This is a genomic window from Streptomyces sp. NBC_00388 (assembly GCF_036061255.1).
GTDB lineage: Bacteria > Actinomycetota > Actinomycetes > Streptomycetales > Streptomycetaceae > Streptomyces.
This window is the reverse complement of record NZ_CP107948.1, coordinates 1,092,081-1,109,800: the sequence shown is the minus strand read 5'-3', so window position 1 is coordinate 1,109,800 and position 17,720 is coordinate 1,092,081. Positions and strand designations below refer to the sequence as shown.

Annotated in this window: 13 protein-coding genes; 6 read left to right on the top strand and 7 right to left on the bottom strand. The window is 72.6% G+C overall.

Annotated elements, in window-relative coordinates:
- Positions 1–95: 95 nt before the first annotated feature.
- The 5 genes from OG917_RS05050 to OG917_RS05030 all read right to left on the bottom strand — a co-directional run bounded on the left by OG917_RS05050 (position 96) and on the right by OG917_RS05030 (position 8,352).
- Positions 96–1,385, bottom strand: a complete 1,290-nt coding sequence (locus tag OG917_RS05050; protein ID WP_328316316.1) for a pyridoxal phosphate-dependent aminotransferase — start codon at positions 1,383–1,385, stop codon at positions 96–98.
- Positions 1,382–2,746, bottom strand: coding sequence for a KamA family radical SAM protein (locus tag OG917_RS05045; RefSeq protein WP_328316315.1), 1,365 nt, complete (start codon positions 2,744–2,746; stop codon positions 1,382–1,384). The genes OG917_RS05050 and OG917_RS05045 overlap by 4 nt, the downstream gene beginning before the upstream one ends.
- Positions 2,746–4,425 carry a carbamoyltransferase C-terminal domain-containing protein gene (locus OG917_RS05040; RefSeq protein WP_328316314.1) on the bottom strand — a complete coding sequence of 560 codons (1,680 nt, stop codon included), beginning with the start codon at positions 4,423–4,425 and terminating at the stop codon, positions 2,746–2,748. Before OG917_RS05040 ends, OG917_RS05045 begins: the two co-directional genes overlap by 1 nt.
- A gap of 29 nt (positions 4,426–4,454) precedes the next feature.
- Positions 4,455–6,899, bottom strand: coding sequence for an ATP-grasp domain-containing protein (locus OG917_RS05035; protein WP_328316313.1), 2,445 nt, complete (start codon positions 6,897–6,899; stop codon positions 4,455–4,457).
- Between the two features lie 196 nt (positions 6,900–7,095).
- Positions 7,096–8,352 (bottom strand): condensation domain-containing protein, encoded by a 1,257-nt coding sequence (locus OG917_RS05030; RefSeq protein WP_328316312.1) that lies wholly within the window; start codon positions 8,350–8,352, stop codon positions 7,096–7,098.
- A 492-nt stretch (positions 8,353–8,844) separates the two neighbouring features.
- Between OG917_RS05030 and OG917_RS05025 the strand changes: the two genes are divergently transcribed.
- From OG917_RS05025 to OG917_RS05010, 4 genes are all read left to right on the top strand, one after another.
- On the top strand, positions 8,845–10,590 hold the full coding sequence (locus tag OG917_RS05025; RefSeq protein ID WP_328316310.1) for an AMP-binding protein: 1,746 nt from the start codon (positions 8,845–8,847) through the stop codon (positions 10,588–10,590).
- Between the two features lie 139 nt (positions 10,591–10,729).
- On the top strand, positions 10,730–11,965 hold the full coding sequence (locus tag OG917_RS05020) for an MDR family MFS transporter (RefSeq protein WP_328316309.1): 1,236 nt from the start codon (positions 10,730–10,732) through the stop codon (positions 11,963–11,965).
- Between the two features lie 117 nt (positions 11,966–12,082).
- Positions 12,083–13,324 carry an ATP-grasp domain-containing protein gene (locus OG917_RS05015; RefSeq protein WP_328316308.1) on the top strand — a complete coding sequence of 414 codons (1,242 nt, stop codon included), beginning with the start codon at positions 12,083–12,085 and terminating at the stop codon, positions 13,322–13,324.
- 127 nt (positions 13,325–13,451) lie between these two features.
- On the top strand, positions 13,452–13,871 hold the full coding sequence (locus tag OG917_RS05010; RefSeq protein WP_328316307.1) for a PPOX class F420-dependent oxidoreductase: 420 nt from the start codon (positions 13,452–13,454) through the stop codon (positions 13,869–13,871).
- A 28-nt stretch (positions 13,872–13,899) separates the two neighbouring features.
- Here OG917_RS05010 and OG917_RS05005 read toward each other — a convergent pair whose 3' ends face one another.
- A complete protein-coding gene (locus tag OG917_RS05005) occupies positions 13,900–14,136 on the bottom strand; it encodes a hypothetical protein (protein WP_328316306.1) in 237 nt (78 codons plus the stop codon).
- A gap of 299 nt (positions 14,137–14,435) precedes the next feature.
- Here OG917_RS05005 and ligD point away from each other — a divergent pair, with 299 nt between their 5' ends.
- Positions 14,436–15,452 (top strand): non-homologous end-joining DNA ligase, encoded by a 1,017-nt coding sequence (gene ligD / locus OG917_RS05000; protein ID WP_328316304.1) that lies wholly within the window; start codon positions 14,436–14,438, stop codon positions 15,450–15,452.
- A gap of 92 nt (positions 15,453–15,544) precedes the next feature.
- On the opposite strand, the gene OG917_RS04995 is transcribed toward ligD, so the two are convergent.
- Positions 15,545–16,225, bottom strand: coding sequence for an endonuclease (locus OG917_RS04995; RefSeq protein WP_328316303.1), 681 nt, complete (start codon positions 16,223–16,225; stop codon positions 15,545–15,547).
- Positions 16,226–16,494: 269 nt separating this feature from the next.
- Here OG917_RS04995 and OG917_RS04990 point away from each other — a divergent pair, with 269 nt between their 5' ends.
- On the top strand, positions 16,495–17,625 hold the full coding sequence (locus tag OG917_RS04990) for a glutathione-independent formaldehyde dehydrogenase (RefSeq protein ID WP_328316302.1): 1,131 nt from the start codon (positions 16,495–16,497) through the stop codon (positions 17,623–17,625).
- Positions 17,626–17,720 lie beyond the last annotated feature (95 nt).

The following is a 17,720-nucleotide window of genomic DNA, read 5'->3' as shown; positions in this document are numbered from 1 at the left end:
GCGTCGTGCGGTGGGCGGGGCGTCCGGCCGGTGCGGAGACGGCCGGCGCGGTCCGGCCCGGCGTGGCGCCCGGCCGCCGCGTGGTGTCGCGGGTCTCAGCGCGCTGTCCGGGCGCCGCCCCGCCGGGTGAGCCGGGCGAACCCTTCGGCGAGGGAGTCCAGCGTCTCCGCGATGTGCGGGAGAGCCGCCGGATCGGCGGCCTGCAGCGCCTGCTGCTGCTGTTGTTCGTCGCCGTACAGCAGGCTGGTGGCTGCCTTGAAGCGCAGCGCCTCCGGACGGTCGCCGAGCAGATGGCCGCCCAGGACGACGATCCCGGAGTCGTCGATGAGCCGTTCCGCGAGGGACGCCGAGTCCGTGACGCCGTGCGCCGCCAGCCTGCCGCGCAGCGGCTCGAAGTCCGGGTAGACGTAGAACCCGCCGGCCGGCGGGCGGCACTCGGCCCCCGCTTCCACCGCGATCCGGTGCACGGCCCGCGCCACCGCGCCGTGCAGCCGGGCGCTCGCCCGCTTCCTGGCGAGGATCTCCGGTGGCTCCGCGAACGCGTACTCCGCGACCTGCTGCATCGGCCCGGCCAGCGTCGACCACAGCTCGCTGGCGGCCGCGACCACGGCGTCCAGGAGCAGCCCGCCCGCCTCGTCCGGGGGGAACCGCGCGGCGCCGATGCGCCAGCCGCCGATCCCCAGCGTCTTGGAGAGACCGGTGGTGACGACCGTCCGTTCCGGTGCCACATCGGCCGGGCTGAGGAAGGGGGTGGCCTCCGGGTCGTGGACGATGTCCCGGTAGATCTCGTCGGACACGATCAGCAGGTCCTCGGCGCGCGCGAGGGCGCAGATCTCGCGGACCGCCGCCGGCGGGGCGAGCGTCCCGGTCGGGTTGTCGGGAAGCGTCAGCACCAGCAGCCGGGGATCACCGCCGCCGCGCCTGGCCCGCCGGATCGTCTCCCGCAGCGCGCCGGGGTCCGGCATCCCGCCGTACTCCCGGGGGATCGGCACCCCGAAGACCTTCTTGCCCGCGTACGCGGCCTGCGGCGCATAGGTGTTCCAGGCGGGCTGCGGCAGCAGCACATCACCGGGGACGGAGAGCTGCAGCGCCATCAGCAGCGGCTTGCTGCCGGGGCCGACCACGATCCGGTCGGCGCCGGTGGGCAGCCCGCGCCGGGTGAAGTACCCGGCGACGGCTGCGCGTACGCCGTCGGCGCCCGCCACAGGACCGTACGCGGATCGGGTCGCCCCGATGGCCAGCTGCTCGGCCAGCTGCGGCAGCAGCGGCAGTCTGGCCTCCCCGAACGCGAGGTGGATCAGGGAATCCCCGCCGGCTCTGCGCCGGTCGACCAGCTGGTTCAGCGCCAGGTTCGGCGAAGGCGGCGCGAAGGTCACGGCGGTCATGTTGTGTTCCTCTCCGGCTGCCGGTCAGCGGGGCCGCCCGCACGGACGGGGGCTCCGCCGCGTACGGCGGCCGCGATGTCGGCGGGGGTCGCGGGGTCGAGTTCCAGCTCGTCGAGCCAGGCTGCGTCCGGCGAGTAGCGGGCCCGGAACGGCCTGCCCACCAGGGCCGGATCACGCGCCTGGACCATCCGCAGCCGGAAGAACGCCCCGTCGGGCGTGTCCTCCACCCCGTCGACCACGACCTTGCCCGGCGTCGCCGACATGACGGGTCCGCGCACTGTGCGGGCGAGCCCGGGCAGTGTGCGGTACGCCTCGGCGAAGATGTCCACCGCCCTGGCGAGCGGCACCTTGAAGTAGTCGTAGGGCCCGGTGTCCCGCTCCACGAACAGGTAGTAGGGCACCGCACCGGCCGCCAGCTCGGCGCGCCACAGCTCGCTCCACACGCGGGGGTCGTCGTTGACGTGCCCGATCAGCGGCGCCTGGCAGTAGACGACGGCGCCGGTGGCCCGGATCCGGGCCAGAGCCCGGCGCGCGAGGTCGCTCTCCAGCTCGCGCGGATGGCTGAAGTGCGCCATCACGGCGAGCTGGCGCCCCGACGCCACGACGGCCTCGAAGAGCCGCAGCACCTCGTCGGCGTCCGGGTCGCTGACGTACCGCTGCGGCCAGTACGCCACCGATTTGGTGCCGATCCGGATCGTACGGACCGACTCGACACCCAGCAGCGGCTCCAGGTGACCGCGCAGCCGCTCGGTGGACATGACCATCGGGTCACCGCCCGTGACGAGTACGTCGTGCACCTCGGGGTGTGAGCCCAGGTAGTCGACGAGGCCGGACGGGTCGGGGGCCGCGAAGCGCAGGTCGGCGTCGCCGATGAACTGCGCCCAGCGGAAGCAGTACGTGCAGTACGCGTGGCAGGTCTGCCCCTGGCCCGGGAAGTAGAGCACCGTCTCCCGGTACTTGTGCTGGAGGCCGGGGAGCTGGACGCCCTCCTGGCTCGGCACATTGAGCTCCTGCTGGCCCGACGGATGCGGATTGAGCCGCTCGCGGATGTCGCGTACGGCCTCGCGCAGCAGCAGCTTGTCCGCGGGGTCGCCGGAGAGCTTGGCGAGCTGGTCCTCGTCGGAGCGTGCCAGCATCCCGCTCTGCGGGAACGTCAGCTGGAACATGGGGTCATCGGGGACCCGGTCCCAGTCGATGAGGTGCGACAGCACGTATTCGTTGACCCGGAACGGCAGCACGAGCGACACCCTGCGCACGGTCTCCGTGATGTGCCCGGGCAGCCCGAACCGCCGGGCGATGTCGTCGATGTGGCGCGGGCCGAACGCCCGGAACCTGTCGGGATCCCGCTGGCCGGCCGCCATCAGTGCGGCCCTCCCGCGCGGTTCGGTTTGCGGTACAGCTCGTCGCCGAGCACCAGGAAGTCGAGGTCCATGGAGCGGAAAGCGTGCACCGCGTCGGCCGCGGTGTTGACGACCGGTTCGCCCTTGTCGTTGAACGAGGTGTTCAGCAGCACCGGCGGCACGCCATTGCGCCGCAGGCCGTCGAGGGCCGCGCCCACTGCCGGTGCCTCGTCGCTCCGCAGCACCTGCGGGCGGGTGGTGCCGTCGACGTGCACGACGCCGGGCGCGACGCTCCGCCCCAGCTCGGTGGCGCTGGCCGCACCGAGCATGTAGCGGCTCAGGTGCTCCTGCTGCTCCCAGAGGAGGGCGCCGTAGTCGGGCCGGGTGACCCCGGCGAACGGGCGCCACTGCTCGCGGTTCTTGATGGAGTTGACCCGGGCGTGTACCGCGCTGGTGTCCGGTACGGCGATGATCGACCGGCGGCACAGGGCGCGCGGCCCCACCTCCGCCCGGCCCTGCGCGACCGCGCCGACCCGGCCGTCGATGAGGAGCGCCGTCAGCTCGTCGATGTCGAGGTCGCTGCGGAGCAGACCCGAGGTGTCCGGGGCGCCGGGGCCGTTGGTGTGGTCGTAGCCGTGGATGTCGGTGCCCAGATAGGGGCTGAGCGCCCCGGTCCGCCTGCTGGGCGGGCGGACGGTCCACGCGGCGCCGAGTGCGACACCCGCGTCGTGCGGCACGGGCGGGACGTACAGCGGTCCTGGCAGTGTTCCGTTGGTGCTGCAGTTCAGCGCCACGCCACCGCTCATACAGAGCTCTTCGACCCCGGACGCCTTGCGCGTGAGCGACGCGAGATGGCTGACCGTCTCCTCGATCAGCCGCTGCGCGGTATAGGCGACGAGGATCGCGCGGGGGTCCTCGGTGAGGGCCTCCTCCGGGGCGCTCGGCGCGTCGGCGCCGGCGATCCGGGTGTACTTCTCGCGCCACCGGGCGACCGTGGTCTCGTACTGCTCTCCGACCTCGTCGGCTGTGGCGTGTCCCGCGCTCTCCTTCAGCGGCCCGACGGCCAGCCGGAAGTCGTCGGCTCCGATGTCCACCAGCGACTCGACGTCCAGTCCGGCGGCGCGGCCGTACGCGGCGAGACCCATGGTCTTGCCCGCGTTGAGGAAGGAGAAGCCGAGCCAGGTGGACGCGGCGTCGTAGGCGTACCCCAGCGACGCCGTGCGCTGCCAGGAGCGCTCCAGGCGCGGTTCGGCGCCGTCCTCGTACGTCCAGATGGTGGAGGACTCGTTCTCGCCGTGCCCGTCGACGACCAGGACCCCGGCCCTGGAGAAGGGCGAGGCGTAGAAGGACGATGCGGCGTGCGCCTGGTGGTGGGGGACACGGACGACCTCCGGGGTGCGCTCGCCGAAGTCCAGCCCGACGGCGTACTCCAGGAACTCCGCGTCGGTCGCGAACCGGCGCGGGTACAGCTGTTCGCTGTCCCAGCCGAGAGCGACCACATCGATGTCGGCGGCTGAGATCCCGGCCTGCTCCAGGCAGAACCGGGCCGCGCCCAGGGGCTTGCGGTAGAGCGAGTGCCGGCGCCGGTTGCAGCGCTCCTCCTCGGAGAAGGCGACGATCTCGCCGTTCCCGTCGATGAGGCAGGCGGCGCTGTCGTGCCACCCGGCGGGAGGGGCGTTGACTCCAAGAATCCACGTCATGCGCGTCTCTCCTCGTTGGCTGTGGTCAGTCACGGAAGTCGGGTGAGGGTCTGCCGTACGGCCCGCTGGGCGCGGTCGAGCGCTGCCGCGCACGCGTCAGGACTGCCGCCGACGGCGATCAGAGCGGCGATACGGGGCACGATGCCGCGTGGGGGCAGCAGCAGTGTGCTGCCCGGGGTGACGAGGGGGATCGCCTCGACGATGCCGGGCACCGCGGCGGCGCCGGTCAGGTCGAGTGAGTCCACGGTGGCGTCGTGCCCGGGGTAGAGGAAGCGCACCTCGGCGCAGCGGTCACGGGTGGGTGTGAGGTCGGGGGTGCGGCCGAGCGCGATGTCCACGGCGGCCGTGACCGGGTCGACGCCGGTGGCGAGCGTGCCGAGCAGCGGGATGAAGTCGCCGCCGAGCCGGCCGTTGACCTCCACGACGCGCGGCCCGGTGGGGGTGAGACGCAGCTCGGTGTGGGTCAGACCGGTGCGGACACCGAGGACCGTGTGGGCCCGCGCCACCACTGACCGCACCTCGTCGGCCCACGGTTCGTCGCGCCAGGGCGCGACCCGGTGGCCGGTCTCCTCGAAGTACGGAGCGAATCCGAGCTGCTTGTGCGCGACGTTCACGATACGGACCGTGCCGTCGGACACCGCGCAGTCGACGCTGATCTCCGGGCCCTCCAGGTACTCCTCCACGATCGCGCCGTCCAGGGCGCTGATACCGGGGAACGACGAGGTGCGGGCCTGCTCGAAGGCGCGGGCGAGCTCCCCGGGGCCGTCCACGAGGCTGACGCCGATACTGCCGGCCAGCCCGCGCGGTTTGACCACCACGGGCCAGCCGAGCTCCTCGGCCGCCGCTGCCGCCTCCGCGTGGCTGTGCACATGGCGGTAGGCGGCCGAGGGCACGCCCGCTGCCCCGAGCAGCCGCCGGGTGGCCAGTTTGTCGCGGCAGCGGCGGGCCGCCTCCGGGCTCATGTGCGGCAGCCGCAGCAGCCTGGCGACCTCCGCGGTGGTCTCCAGCAGGGTCTCGTCCCAGGTCAGTACGGCGCCGGGGCCGCCCTGGCCGTTCAGCAGCTCTGCCACGGCCCGGGCGGTGGCGGGTGCGTCGGAGGTGTCCGCGGCCCTGAACCTGTCTCCCACAGAGGGCTGTTGCCAGCCGAGGGGGGCGCTCTGGACGAGTGCGGTTTCGGCACGTGCGGCGACCGCGGCCAGCGCGTACGCGCGGTAGGGCGGATTGCCGCAGCCCACGACGGCGATCCGGCCGGGCTCCCGGGCGTCCACCGGGGCGCACACCAGCGAGGCGTCCCGGATCGTACGGCGGACGGCCTCGGTGACAGCCGCGCTGTCGCGGCCGCGGAACCGGAACCGTATCCCGGCGTTCTCGTAGCCGCCCTCGCTCAGCAACGCTCCGGTGTGCGGGCGGACTTCGGCGTACGGGCCGGGTTCATCGCCGGAGTCCCGGTACCCGGCCGCCGAGAGGACCCGGCAGGGCATGGGCACCGAGGGCGGCACCAGCAGCCAGCCCGCCACCTCGGCGGGCCCGTCGAAGCCGGGCGCCGGGCAGGGCCCGACCCCCGTCTGCTGGGAGATGGCCACCGCCATCAGGTCGATGCCGTGCACCTCGCGCCAGATGAAGGGGACTTCGGCGCCGCCGGGCCTCGCCCCGATCTCCAGCACGGTGAGCGCTCCGCTCGCGCTCTCGAAGAGCTCCAGATGGAAGACGGCGGGTCCGGTGAAGAGCGCTGCCGTCGTCGCGGCGGTGATCTCCTCCGTCCGCGACAGGAGCCCGGGGTCGTCGATCTCGACCGATCCCAGGGCGGCGCCGTCCGTGAACTCCAGACAGGTGCTCAGGTAGCGGGAGGCCCGCCAGGCGCCGAGGCCTTCCCCGGTGAACACACCGTCGACGTGCAGCACCTGGTCGGGCAGCCAGGTCTGTACGAGCATCTCGGTGTCGCGCGGGAAGGCGTACGCCCGCAGCGCCTCCGGGGAGTCGAGCCGGCGGATCCCGGCACTGGCTGTACCCCGCCGTGGTTTGACTAGCACGGGCCAGCCGTGCCGGGCGGCGAACACCCCGACCGCACCGTGATCCGGTGCGTCGGCTGTCGCGGGAACAGGGATGCCCGCCGCCGTGAGCCGCTCGGCCATCAGGAGCTTGTCGCGCAGGGGCTCCAGGTCCTCGCTGCGCTGCCCGGGCAGCCCGAACTCGCCCCGCAGATCGGCGGCCAGGTCGAGATCCGTCTCCTGGAGTGCCACGATCCGGGTCGGCGGCCCGATCTGCTCGATCAGTGAGCCGATCGCGTCCCGGACCTGCTTGACGTTCTCCGTGCTGTCCACCAGCCGTACGCCCGCGGCCTGTTCGTGCGGCAGGTGGCGCGCCGCCCGTTCGGTCGTGACGTAGCTGACGTGGTGGGCGGTGTGGTCCAGACAGGCGGCGTAGTCGGCATACCGGTCGGTCCAGCGGTGGATGACCATCACGTGTTCGGGCACTGGGATGCCTCCTGGGGCAGGAACGAGCACGGGCAGGGCGGGAAGCGGGACGGGGCGCGGCCGGGAGCCGGCAGGCCGGGGGCGCAGGACAAGGCGGGGCAGCCGAGGCGGCACCGGGGGAGCGGGCGTGACATACGCGGCTGCATCCGGTGGGACCAGGACGGGGCGGCGTCAGCGGGGTGTTCCTGTCGTCCGGTCAGCACGCCCCGGCGGTGGCGACGAGCGTGTCGTGCATGTCCCACAGCAGTCCGGCGCACCGCTCGCGGCCGATGTCCTTGGCGGTGAGCCGGACGGACAGGCCGTCGTCGCTCTCCAGGGCGCGGGCGTAACAGCGCGGGCCGATCGTGGTGAAAGGCTCCTCCCAGGTGATGTCGGGCTCGGTGGCGGACGCCGGAGCCCCGGAGCCGGGCAGCTGTTGCTCCGGCATGGCCACGAAGTTGAAGGCGCAGGCGGGCTCGGGCGCCTCCGGCCGGCGGGCGAGCAGCCCGGCGACGGCCATGACGTCGTGCGCGCCGTGGCGGAAGGCGCCGAGGCTGCTCCAGTGCGCGGCGCGCGCCAGGGTGCGCAGATCGTCCTCGCGGGCGCCCTCGATCAGTGCGGGCACCCACTGGTTCATCGACGTGACCACGTTCTTCCAGCGCGCGGCGAAGCGGTTGGCGCTCATCAGCTGCACCAGCAGGGTGTCGGTGCCGCAGATCCTGGCCACACTGCGGGCGTAGGCCGCGAGGACGACGCTGGAGACGGATACCTGCGCCGCCTTCGCGATCCTGCGGGCGGCTGCCCGGGCGGGCCCGGAGCGCAGGGTGGCCTGGACGACGCCCGCGCCGGTCCCGTCCGCGGTCGGCAGTGCGGCGGGCGGTGCCTGGTCGAGCAGCCGGTCCCAGTGGCCGAGGGCCGCGGCCTGGCGTCGCAGGCCCGCGGGGGTGAACTGGTCGGCCGCCAGTTCGGCGGGGCCGGACGCGATGCCCGGCCCGAGCCCGCCGGGGTCGGCGAGCGCCGCGGTGAACTCCTGGCGCAGTACCTCCTGGGCCCAGGCGTCCGCGGCGATGTGGTGTTTGACGAACAGCAGGTGCGAGGGGCCGTTCGCGCGGGTCAGCAGCGTGGCACGCCAGCCGTGTTCGCGGCCGAGCCGGAAACGCCGGGCGGCCGGTTCCGCGGTGAAGTCATCGAGTGGGCTGTCCCCCGTCCCGACCACCGCGAGCGCGTCGGAGAAGTCGGTGTCGGGGGCCAACTGGCCTGGTGAGCCAGGGTCGTGGAGGTCGTAGCGCGTTCGCAGCGAGGGGTGCCGTGCCACCACGGCGCGCAGTGCCGTGCGCACCTCCCCGGGACCGGCGCCGTGCGGGAGTGCCCAGAGCGCCGCGTTGTTCGCCTCGTGGTGACGGGGGCCCGGCAGGTCCCGGATGTCGTGCCAGACCGAGAGCTGACCCAGTGAAAGCGGTCCCGCCACAGACATGCGCCCCCCTTGTCGACACGGACTCTGCAAGTTTTCGCATGGTGGAATCCCTCTTCCATGCGACGCTGACGCTGCCACAGACCGTTGAATCCTGTCCAGGTCGAACGGGGCCCCGTTGCCCCTCCGTTCACCCCCAGCGCCCCCTCGACGCCCGGTAATGACAAGGGATTTGGGACTTCATGAAAATTCGGTGCCGACTGTGCACCCGGATGCGCCGCACCCCCGGTGGCGCCGGGGTGGTGATCCTGGTGGTGATCCACCTCACATGCCATCCCCGGCATCGGCGTGAGAGTCTGACCTCACCTTCGGAAGTCAATTTCCGCTATATGGAATAAGCGGACAGTAGATACGAGAAGAGCGCGACGGTATCCGTCGGCCGGGTTCCCGCGGTGCAGCCCCGGCTCCCGGCGCCTGCCGGACGACGCGGAGCCGCCGGTCCCGCAGGGCCGCCCCGGGCCGCCGTTCCCGCACCAGACGAGGGGTGTCATCAACGTGACGCAACAGCATCTCCAGGCCGGTCCTGCCGGGGAGTTCCTGCACGACTTCCTGCTCGGCGCGGTGGGGCGGACGCCTGACCGGCCGGCCGTCGTCGAGTCCGCGCGGGCCGGGCAGACCACCGTGACCACCTACGGTGAACTCGGCTCCCTGGTGGACACCTGCACCGCGGCGCTGAGGGAGCTCGGCATCGAGACGGGCGCCCGGGTGATCCTGGAGGCCGAGACGACGGCCTCCTCCATCGCGATGTTCCTCGCCTGCTCGCGGGCGGGTCTCACCTTCATTCCGGTCAGTCCTGAAATGCCGGCCCCGCGGCTGCTGTCCATCATCGGGACCGCCCGGCCGGCGCTCCACCTCCGGACAACGGAAGGTGAGCGGACGGACATCCCCCACAGCGTCGGGACCGCCAGGTTCGGACCGGCGGGACTGACCGTGGGCCGGGCCCCGGTCCGGCGCACCCCTCGCCGCGGGACCCCCTGTGTCACCGATCCCGCCTACATCATCTTCACCTCGGGCACCACGGGCCGGCCCAAGGGCGTGGTGATGAGTCACCGGGCCGTGGTCGCGTTCTACCGCGGGATGCTGGCCCACCGTCTGGCCACGCCAGACGACCGGATCGCCAGCACCTCCCCGCTCCAGTTCGACTTCTCGCTGCTCAATATCGGCCTGGCGCTGGGCAGCGGCGCATCCGTGGTTCCCGTACCGCCGCGGCTGGTGCGCTGGCCGCGCCACTTCCTGCGGGTGCTCAGGGAGACCGGGGCGACGCAGGTCAACGGCGTGCCGTCGATCTGGCGCCAGTCGCTGCGTCACGAGTCCGGGCGGCTGGCCGCGCTCCCTGACCTGCGCCGCGTCCTGTTCTGCGGCGAGGTCTTCCCGCCGGCCGAACTCAGCAGGCTCCAGGAGCTGCTGCCGCAGGCGGAGTTCACCAACTGCTACGGCAGCACCGAATCGATGGCCTGCTCGTTCGAGCCGGTGCCGCGCCCCCTGCCCGCGACGGCGGAACGGCTCTCCATCGGGATCGCGCATCCCGGGGCCGAACTGCTCCTCGTCGGTGACGACGGCGGGATCGTGGAGGAGCCCGGTGTGCTGGGCGAACTCCATCTGCGCAGCCCCGCGCTCTTCACGGGGTACTGGGACGATCCGGAGGCCACCCGGGCGGCGCTGGTGCCCGATCCGCTGTCCCCGCACTCCGGCCAGCAGGTCCTGCGCACCGGCGATCTGGGCGTACGGGGCAAGGAAGGCGAGTTCTACTTCTGCGGCCGCGCCGACTCCCAGGTGCAGATCAATGGCAACCGGGTCGAACTGGGCGAGGTGGAAGAGCAGTTGCAGACGCACCCGGCCGTCACCGCCGCCGCCGTGACGGTGCTCCCGGAGCCCGGCGGCGCGCAGCAGCGGCTGACGGCGTTCGCCGTCGTGGCCGCCGGACAGCAACCCTCCGCCGGCGGACCGGGCGTCCCGGCCGGAGAGCCCGGCGGGAGTGACGCGGGCGCGCTGCGGGACTTCCTGGCCCGGTCCCTGCCCCCTTACATGGTCCCGCAGGAGATCCGGCTGGTGGACACGCTGCCCACGACGGCCAACGGCAAGATCGACCGCAGGGCGCTGGCAGCAGGTGCGGGTGCCGGACCGGGGCCCCGGGACGCGTCGCGGCCGACCGGGTCCGCTGCCCCCGCCGAGGACATCTGCCCGCCATCGCCGGAACAGGTGCGCGCGGCCCCGGCCGTGCTGCGCGGGTGCGGCCACTGACTCCGCACGGCCGGCGTGCCATGTACACCGGCCGCCCCGCACCGCAGTCCCCGACGGGACCCGCCGGCCGCCCGTACCGCCGCGGGCCGGCGGCCCCCGGCACTCACCCCAGGCCTGGCAGGCCCCGTAGGAGAGAGACGTGAGCAGAACCGACACACCCGCCCCCCGCCCGGCCGGACAGCCGCAGGGCCGGCTGCGCGCCCTGGTGCGGGTGGGCGCGGGCGGGCTGCCCGGCGCGTTCTGGGTGCTCTGGGGCGGGACCCTGGTCAACCGGCTCGGCTCCATGGTCAGTCCGTTCCTGAGCCTCTATCTGACGGGGGTACGCGGAGTATCGATCGGCGCCACCGGGCTCATCCTCGCCACGGTCGGCCTGGGGTCCGTCATATCGCAGCCGCTCGGCGGGTTCGTCGCCGACCGGTTCGGCCGCCGGGTGGCGCTGAGCGGCGGCATGCTGGCCAACGGCGCCACCCTCCTGACACTCGGACACGCCCGGAGCCTCACGGTGCTCGTCCCTGCCTGCTTCGTACTCGGCATCACCATCGACTTCTTCCGGCCCGCCGCCCAGGCCCTCGTCGCTGACACCGTCCCTCGCGCCGACCGGACCCGCGCCTTCGGTCTGCTGCTCTGGTCGGTCAACCTCGGGTTCTCGATGGCGATGATGCTGGGCGGCTACCTCGCGTCCCACGGCTACCAGCTGATCTTTTGGCTGGACGCCGGAGCCTGCTCGGTCTTCGCGGTGCTGGTCTGGCTCGCCGTCCCCGAGACCCAGCCGCCCGCCGGGGAGCAGGGCTCCGGCGGCTTCCTCGCCCCGGTGCGCGACCGCGCGATGCTGGCGTTCGCCGGCATCGTCGTCGTCTACGCGACCGTCTTCCAGCAGGCCTTCGCCACGCTGCCCCTGGCGATGCGGGGCGAAGGCCTGTCCAGTACCGCGTACGGCACCGTCATGGCGGTCAACGGCCTGGTGGTCATCGCCGCGCAGCCCCTGATCGGCCACCGGCTCGGGGCCTTCGACAAGAGCCGGGTGCTCGCCGCCGGCTTCTGCGTCGCAGCCGCCGGCACGACCGTGATGGCGTTCGCCTCCACGACACTCGTGTACGGGCTGGCCATCACCGTATGGACGGGCGGCGAGATCCTGGTCTTCGCGATGACCTCGACCGTCGTCGCCGATCTGGCCCCACCCCATCTCCGGGGCCGTTACAACGGGTTGATCGGCATGGCCTGGGGTACCGGCTTCCTGCTGGCGCCGGTCGCCGGCACCCGGCTGCTGCTCGCGGGCTCCACGATGCTCTGGCTGACCGGTGCGTGTCTGTGCCTCCTCGCGGCGGCGGGCCAGCTCGCCCTGGCGCCGGTCCTGCGGCGCAGAACGGTGCAGTGAGCTCCGCTCCCGGGCCCCGGAACGCCGCCGGCCGCACCGTCGCGGCCCGACCGGGCGGGCCGCGACCTGGGCCCCTCTCACCCCACCTCACCTCACCTCACCGAAGGGAATCCCACCGTGCAGAAGGTGCTGCTGATCGAGGCCGACGTGTCCGCGGGCGAAGACCTGCTGACCGCGGCCGCGGAGCTCGGTGTCGAGGCCCATGTGGCCACCCATGAGGACGTGTTCCGCTCCTACCGGCCCGAGTTGAAGGAGAGGATCAGCGGTACGGTCTTCACCGACTTCGCCGATCCGGAGACCGCACTCGACGACCTGGAGCGCTTCTGCCGGGAAACGGGGATCGACGGCATCGTGGCCTGCTGGGAGTTCCTCTCCCCGCTGGCCACCCGCCTCGCGGACCGGCTGGGCCTGCCCGGACACCGGCCGGAACGCGCCGAAGCCTGCCGCAACAAGCGGCTCATGGCCGAGGTGTTCGACGCGCACGGTGTCCCCGCTCCGCGCACCGTGGTGGCCCAGGACCCCGGCGAACTGGCCCGGCGCGTGGCGGAGAGCGGCCTCGGCTACCCCCTCGTCGTCAAGCCCGCCGAGAACGCGGCCTCCATCGGCGTCTCGGTCGTGCACTCCGCCGCGGAACTCCCCGGGGCCGCCCGGCTGGCCCAGGCGCAGACCCACAAGTCCTCGCACGGTCTGGCCCTCGACATCACGCTGCTGGCCCAGGAGCACGTGGACGGCGACGAGTTCAGCGTCGAGTCCGTCATCTCGGGCGGCACGATCCACCATCTGGCGATCACCGAGAAGTTCACCACCCGGGGCACGAGCCGGGCCGAACTGGGTCACACCGTGCCCGCGGAGACCACCCCCGCCGTCAGCGCCGCCCTGTACGAGGCGGCCACCGCCGCGATCAGGGCGCTGGGACTGCGCAACGGCGTCGCGCACACCGAGGCCAAAGTCGGCTCCACCGGCGCCTGCAAGATCATCGAGGTGGGTGCACGGCCGCCGGGCGATCACATCATGCGGCTGGTCAGGGAGGCTCTCGGCATCGACGAGGCACGCGCCTTCCTGCAGACGGTGCTGGGCCGCCGCCCCGACGTCGCACCGCTGCGCGACACGGCAGCGGCCATCCGGTTCCTCACCGCGCCGGAGGCCGGTGTCCTCCGCTGGACGAGCGCGCTCCCGGGCGGGGAGCACGTCGTCGCGACCTCGATGTCGAAGATGCCGGGGGACGAAGTGGGCTCCCCGCACGACAACATGGGCCGGATCGGCCAGATCGTCCTCCGCGGAGCCACCGCGTCGGAGGTGAACAAGGTGGCCGCCGAGACCATGGACGCGATCACGGTGGAGATGGTGACGCAGTGGTGAACGCGCGGAACCGGTGTGCGGGCCCGCTGGAGACCTCGGCGGTCCGCCGGGTCAGCGCTGGCGGAGCGGCCTCCCGGGCACGACCATGGAAATGACCCCAGGCCCCGCGCAGTGAGGTGTGTACTCCATGTCCAAGCCGCCGCTCCCCGAATCCGCAGTCGCCCTGCTGGAGAAGGCCAATCCGGCCGTCATCACGACGCTGAGGTCGGACGGCCAGCCCGTGTCCACGGCCACCTGGTACCTCTGGGACGACGGCCGTGTGCTGGTCAACATGGACGAGGGCCGTAAACGGCTGACCCATGTACGCAACGACCCGCGGGTGACGCTCACCGTGCTCGACGACGGCAACTGGTACACGCACCTCAGCATCATCGGCCACGTCGCCGAGATCCGTGAGGACCGGGACCTGGCCGACATCGACCGGCTGGCCCAGCGCTACCTCGGGAAGCCGTACCCGCAGCGCGACCGCGGCCGGGTCACCGCCTGGATCGAGATCGACCGCTGGCACGGTTGGGGGAGCCTCAAGGACAGCGGCCAGCCCGGGTGAGCGCCGTCCGGCCCCCGCCCGGGTGAGCTCAGCCGTTGCCGGTACGAGCGGTCCGCCGCCGCCGGGCGGGGACGCAGTCGGCGCAGCAGTAGAACCTGCCGCCTGACCTGTGCCCCTGGCCGAGGACACGGCTCCCGCAGGCGTCGCAGACGGGGGCCAGTCTGTGGGTCGCGCACTCGAAGCTGTCGAAGGTGTGGACCGCGTCGGCCGCACGGACCTCGAAGCCTATGTCGTAGTCGTTACCGCATACCTCGCAGGCTGCCATCGTGCTCTCCTCCAGTGTCTGCCCCGGTCCCGCCCGGGCTGGACCGGCGTCCTTCCCATGACCTCACGGATCCCGCCGCCCAGCGCGCCGCGCAAGGCATCCGGGTACGAGTCCGCTGCCCGCCACCGCCGCTCCGCGGGAGGGCGCACATGCGGGCGGGGCCCGCAGGCACGAGAGTGGAGCAGGGGGCCGGGCAGCCGTCCCCCAGGAGGCAGCAGGCGTGAGTGACAGCGGCAGGAGCGAGCCGGCCGGGTGCCGGGAGACGCACCCCTTCCACCGGAGGAACCGGAGGGCGAGGGATGCATGACCTGCTCCGCGCTCTGCCCGAGGCACAGCAGCGGCTGCTGGCCGTGGCCCCGGCCGCGGCCGATTCGGCGGCCGACCCCATGCGTGCCGTCCTCACCGACCGGCGCGACTTCGGCCCCGGCTGGCTCTTCGAGCGCAAGCTCGACGGGATGCGGGCCCTGGCGACCCGCGACGCCGATCGCGTACGCCTGATCTCCCGCACCGGCCGTACGGTGCAGGGGAGTTACCCGGAGATCGCCGAGGCGCTCGCGGAGCAGCCGAGCGACGGCTTCACCCTCGACGGCGAGATCGTCGCCTTCGACCACGGCCGCACCGACTTCTCCCGCCTCCAGCAGCGCATGCAGCTCACCGACCCGCGCCGCGCACGGGCCAGCGGGGTGGCCGTCACCTACTACGTCTTCGATCTGCTCCGGCTGGACGGGGTCGACCTGACCAGGCTCCCGCTGCGCACCCGCAAGTCCCTGCTGCGACGCGCGCTCGGCTTCCGCCCGCCCGTACGCTTCACGCCCCACCGCAACGAGGGCGGCCGGCAGCAGCTCGACGAGGCCTGCGCGCGCGGCTGGGAGGGACTCATCGCCAAGCGCGCCGACGGCCGCTACCATCGCCGCCGCTCCCCGGACTGGCTCAAACTCAAGTGCGCGAACGGTCAGGAGCTGGTCATCGGCGGCTTCACGGAACCCGCCGGCGCGCGCACCGGATTCGGGGCGCTGCTCCTCGGCCACTACGACAACGGCCGCCTCGTCTACGCGGGGAAGGTCGGCACCGGGTTCGACGACACGACCCTCACCCGGCTGCGCGGCGGGCTCGGCGCGCTGGAGACCGACGCCTCGCCCTTCAGCCCGCCAGTGCGGGTCCGGGGCGCCCACTGGGTCGAGCCGGTCCTCGTGGCGGAGATCGGCTTCACCGAGTGGACCCGTGACGGAATGCTGCGCCATCCGCGCTTCCTGGGGCTCCGGAAGGACAAGGAAGCGACGGACGTCGTACGGGAGCGTGCACGGACGACGGCATGAACGGGAGCGTGCACGGACGACGGCATGAACGGGAGCGGGCACAGGAACGACGGCAGGGAACCGCCGCGCCCGGGGGCAGCGGGGAGCGGCGGTCAGCCGCCGTTCCTGTGCCCGGCGGGGCCCGTCCTCTCCTGCACGTCCGCCACCACCGACTTGTCGAGCGCGGCCCGCACGAGGGCCGCGGCGAAGACGGCGAGCTCCTCCGCGGTGACCAGCTTCGCCAGTTCACGGGGTTTCACCGGCAGCCCGAGGCGCGCCGCCCCCTGGGCGGCCTTCTCGTCGAGGTACGGCTCAAGTTCGGGCCAGATCCCCTGGACCTCACGCAGGAAGATGGACGCGCCCGCGGGCCCGATCCCGGGCATCTCCCGGAGGAGCTCCCGCATGCGACCCGGGTCACCGCCGGCCTCCTCGCGCAGACGCCTCAGGTCGCCGCCGTACCGCTCGCGGACAAACGCCGCGCCCTTGCCGAGGGTGGTGGACGTGCTCTCGTCGTAGCGCCTGTAGTGGCCCGCGCCCAGTGCGTCCACCCGCTGCTGCCAGGTGGCGTCCTGCATTCTGCGGGGAGTGCGCATATCGGCGGCGAAGAGTTCACGGGCCGCGTCGACGGCGACGGAGGCCCGGATGCGGGCGCTGAGAAGACAGGCGAGGACGAGCAGTTGGTAGAGCGGCTGCGGAGTGTCCCGCAGCCGGATGCCGGCCTCCGCGGCGTAGGTCCGTCCATGCGTGTCGAGCAGTGCGCGGGCCGTGTCGCGGCGCGTGGCCGTGGCGCTCATGACGTCCTCCCTCAGCGAATGGCGGCGCTTCGGACTCCGTACGGCATTGTCGCAAAGCGGGCGGACCGCCGCAGATGCGCAGGCGGCACTTCCGCCGTCTGCTCCACACGGAGTGCCGCCGTTCCCGCCGCACGGTGTGATGGAGGCGGCCCCCGGGGCAGGCGGTGTCCAGGAGGCCGCCGCGCCTCCGGCCGCGGACCCGCCGGACGAGGCACGGCCCCCGGCACATACGGAAGCAGCAGTACGACAGGAAGAGCGGTGAGTCGGACATGAAGGCGCTGGTCTACCAAGGCCCCCGGGACGTCGCGGTCAGGGAGGTGCCGGACGCGCGGATCGAACGTCCGACGGATGTGCTGGTCAAGGTCACATCCACCAACATCTGTGGTTCCGACCTCCACATGTACGAAGGCCGCACCACGATGGAGACCGGCCGGGTGCTCGGGCACGAGAACCTCGGTGTGGTGGTCGAGGTCGGCAGCGGTGTCGACCGGATCAAGACCGGTGACCGGGTCTGTCTGCCGTTCAACATCGGCTGCGGATTCTGCGCCAACTGCGAGCGCGGCCTGACGGGGTTCTGCCTCTCGGTGGACTCCGACACACCCGGCGGTGCGTACGGCTTCGCCGCCATGGGCACGTACGCGGGCGGGCAGGCCGAATTCCTCCGCGTCCCCTGGGGCGACTTCAACTGCCTCGTGCTGCCCGAGGACGCGGCGGAGAAGGAGAACGACTATGTGATGCTGGCCGACATCTTCCCGACCGGCTACCACGCGACGCAGCTCGCCGACGTGTCGCCCGGGGAGTCGGTCGTGGTCTACGGCGGTGGTCCCGTCGGGCTGATGGCCGCGTACTCGGCGAACCTGCGCGGAGCGGCCCAGGTGTTCGTCGTCGACCGCCACCCCGACCGGCTGCGGCTGGCCGAGCAGGCGGGCGCCATCGCGATCGACGACAGCGACGGCGACCACGTCGAACGGATCAAGGAGCTCACCGGGGGAGGCGCCGACAAGGGGTGCGAGTGCGTCGGCTACCAGGCACACGACCCGCAGGGCAACGAGACGCCCGAGTCGACCATGAACGATCTCGTCGCCTCGGTGAAGGCCACCGGAGCCATCGGTGTGGTCGGGGTCTTCCTGCCCCAGGACGACGACGGCCCGACGGAGCTGGCGCAGCAGGGCAAGATGCCGTTCGACTTCGGGCAGTTCTGGTTCAAGGGCCAGCGGATCGCCACCGGCCAGGCCAACGTCAAGGCGTACAACCGCTACCTGGGGCAGCTCATCCACCACGGCAAGGCCCAGCCGTCCTTCATCGTCTCCCACGAACTGCCGCTGGACGAAGCGGCCGAGGCGTATCGCAAGTTCGACGACCGGGTGGCCGGCTGGACGAAGGTCATCCTCAAACCGTGACCGCGGTGGCCGGGTGACACCGGAGGCACCCCTCCGGCCCGGTCCTCGCCGCGTGGTCCCTCGTGATTGACCGCCCAGAGGAGGGGTACCTGCGT